The organism is Campylobacter coli LMG 9860 (genome assembly GCF_000254135.1).
Lineage (GTDB): Bacteria > Campylobacterota > Campylobacteria > Campylobacterales > Campylobacteraceae > Campylobacter_D > Campylobacter_D coli.
In genome coordinates this window covers 1-3,002 of record NZ_AINS01000112.1, presented here as the reverse complement: position 1 = coordinate 3,002, position 3,002 = coordinate 1, and the positions used below count along the sequence as shown (strand labels likewise).

At 33.0% G+C, this 3,002-nt stretch carries 3 protein-coding genes and 1 pseudogene; 2 read left to right on the top strand and 2 right to left on the bottom strand.

Translation table 11 applies throughout. The features are described 5' to 3' along the window. A pseudogene (locus CCO88_RS10390) lies at nt 1-170 on the top strand (MATE family efflux transporter); the annotation flags it as partial. 22 nt (nt 171-192) lie between these two features. Here the strand turns inward: CCO88_RS10390 and CCO88_RS09485 are convergent. Further along, complete coding sequence (locus CCO88_RS09485) at nt 193-1,122, bottom strand: DUF2860 family protein (protein ID WP_002840514.1); 930 nt, start codon at nt 1,120-1,122, stop codon at nt 193-195. Nucleotides 1,123-1,263: 141 nt separating this feature from the next. Between CCO88_RS09485 and CCO88_RS09480 the strand changes: the two genes are divergently transcribed. Then, nucleotides 1,264-2,637: a replicative DNA helicase gene (locus tag CCO88_RS09480; protein WP_002780905.1), complete on the top strand. Its 1,374-nt coding sequence runs from the start codon at nt 1,264-1,266 to the stop codon at nt 2,635-2,637. A 67-nt stretch (nt 2,638-2,704) separates the two neighbouring features. Here CCO88_RS09480 and CCO88_RS09475 read toward each other — a convergent pair whose 3' ends face one another. Then, a complete protein-coding gene (locus CCO88_RS09475) occupies nt 2,705-2,911 on the bottom strand; it encodes a hypothetical protein (RefSeq protein WP_002840512.1) in 207 nt (68 codons plus the stop codon). Nucleotides 2,912-3,002: the final 91 nt, after the last annotated feature.

Genomic DNA, 3,002 nt, shown 5'->3' with positions numbered 1-3,002 from the left:
TTTTAAGCTTGAGTCAAAATCTTTTTATTCCTTTATGTTTTCTTTTGATTTTATCTTCTATCATGGGCTTAAAAGGAGTGTGGCTTAGTCCATTTTTTGCTGAATTTTGTGTTTTGGTTTTAGCTTGTATTTTTGTTAGAAAAGTCTTTAAGAAACTATCGTTTTTATAAGGATAGTTTCTTTGGATTGATTTTAGAATTTATATCCTACACCTGTAAGTAAGATGTGATATGTTTCATCGTAAAAATCTATATCGCTATTTCTTTTTTCTAAGCCATAATTTGTAAAACCATAAAGTGAGTTATAGCCTAAGAATTGATTTTTTACGAGCTTGAGATTGAATTTTGTAATGCTACCATCTTGTTTTTGGTTAAAAATAGGATCGGTGCCATCTGTTTTGTATTGATTTAAGCTTAGGCTTGGAGTTAGGATATAATTTCTTGCAAAAACCAGATGTGTTCCTATTTTAAAGCCATATCTTGAGTAGCTTTGAGCCTTTCCATCAGCATCATTATAATCATAGTTTAAGCCTAAATTTAATAAAGAATAATTATAGCTTAATTCTAACTCATGATAATTTCCCTCTCGTTTAAGAGAAGCAAATTCTATACTTTCTTTATCTAATTTATTTTTTGCAAAAACATAAGAAGCGTTGAATTTTCCAAAATCACTTTCATAAAGTTGTGAAATTCTAAAGCCGTATTTACTTACATCGGTTTCTTCACGATTGCCTATAAAATAAGGATTAGCATAAGCTTTTTCTCTTAAAGATGAAATGAAAGAAAAAGAAGTGCTAAAGCGTTCTAAATAAGCTCTTTCATAACCCAAAGCAATACCGCTTAAATCCCTTCCGTTGTAGTTTTTAAGAAATACTCTATCATTATCGATTAAATTGCCATAATAAAGCTCAAGACCTATAAAAGGGATAGCAGCTGTATCAGAATTATCGGCATTGTATCCGCTTAGATAGTCACTATTTGCTAGAGGTGAGATATTGCTCTTAACATCTCTTACACCTACTCCTAGGCTTAAATTTCCGCTAAGACCACTTTGAAATTCTATGGATGAAGCTTGACTTACAAATAAAGAGGCCAAAGCAAAAGAAAATAAGGTTTTTTTCAAGATAAACTCCTTGATAGTTTTTATAATTAGAAATTTTATTGTAACTAATATTACTTTAATTTTTTATAAAAAGCTTATGTGAATTTTTAGATTCTTTTAGATAAAATCTTTCAATAAATTTTACTCAAAAAAGGAAAATAGGTGCAGCAAGAGCATTTTGATTTGGATTTAGAACGTGCAATCTTAAGTAGTTGTATTATGAGTGAGGATGCTTATTCTAGTATAGCAGGAGATATAGAACCTAAGGATTTTAGTCTTAAAGCTCATCAGGATGTTTTTAAAGCTATTATTGCTTGCGTGAATGCTGGAGAGCCTATATCGATTAGCTTTTTAAAAAAGCATAAAAAAATAGACGAGCAAATTTTAACCGAGATTATCGCAACTCCTTCGATAATAGATCTTCCCGCTTATGTCAATGAACTTCGCGAAAAGTCGATTAAAAGACAGCTTTTAAGCTTTGCCCATCTTTTGCCAACAAGGATCAATGATAATCGCGCAGTCAGTGAAATTTCTGATGAAATCGGCAAGGAAATTTTTAACATCACCAATCGTGTAAACACCAACGATATCAAAGATATAGAAATAGTCTTAAGTGAGCTTTTGGAAGAATTTAAAAAACAAAAAAGCCTTGAAAACAAATCCGTGATAGGACTTGATACAGGATTTGAAGATCTAAATACTATGACTAAGGGTTTTAAAGGTGGGGAGCTTATCATCATCGCAGCGCGCCCAGGTATGGGAAAAACAACTTTGTGCTTAAATTTTATAGAAAAGGTTTTAAGACAGGATAAAGGAGTGGTGATGTTTTCGCTTGAAATGCCTGCTGCTCAAATCATGCAAAGAATGCTTTCGGCAAAAACTTCCATTCCTTTGCAAAAAATCTTGACTGCGGATTTAAATGATAACGAATGGGAACGCATTGGCGATGCTTGCAATTATTATTCTAAAAAGAAATTATTTATCTATGATAGTGGTTATGCGACTATTACAGATGTAAGAGCGATTTTAAGGCGCTTAAAGGCTCAAGAAGAAAGTATAGGGCTTTGCGTGATCGACTATATAGGGCTTATGATGAGTAATTCTAATTTTAATGATAGACATTTGCAAGTCAGCGAAATTTCAAGAGGGCTTAAGCTTTTAGCAAGGGAGCTTGATATGCCTATCATCGCGCTTTCACAGCTCAATCGTTCTTTAGAACAGCGTGCAAACAAGCGTCCTATGATGAGTGATTTACGTGAAAGTGGGGCTATAGAGCAGGATGCGGATACGATTTTGTTTGTATATCGTGATGAGGTTTATAGGGAACAAGATGAAAAAGAGCGTGAAAATAAAGCGAAAGCCGAAGGCAAGCCTTATCAAAGAAATTTCATTCCTAATCCTATGCAAGAAAATGCTGAAATTTTAGTCGGCAAAAATAGAAATGGTCCTGTAGGGGTTGTCGAGGTTTTATTTTTAAAAGAAAAATCTTGTTTTGTGGATAAGCCACGATTTGAGAGTGTTGAATTTCAGGAGTAGGGATTAACTCTATAGGTCGAGCTTAATTTGCCATAAAGAAATTTAGAAAGAGAACAAAGTCAAAAGTCTAAACTAAATCAATAATAACTAAAGTCCAAAATACCCATAAACAAGCGGTTTTAATAAGAGGCGTCCAAGATAAAAGCCCATTGTGTATTATGCTTAAAACGCCTTCTGCACTTTCAACCCCAAAAGCTAAATTTGGAGCAAGAAAAATTAAAAAAATAATCGCTAGTTTATTTCCATTTAAGAGCGTCTTTGTTGTAATTTTCATTTTTTCCAATTCCGTAAGGAACACGATTGTCGGTTTGCATTTCAACTGCCCATTTTGCATTAGAACAATCCCTTTGTTGAGTTTCATTCAT

Coding starts and splice junctions, on each gene's coding strand:
- CCO88_RS09475 (WP_002840512.1), bottom strand. CDS start 2,911: ATGAAAATTACAACAAAGACGCTCTTAAATGGAAATAAACTAGCGATT.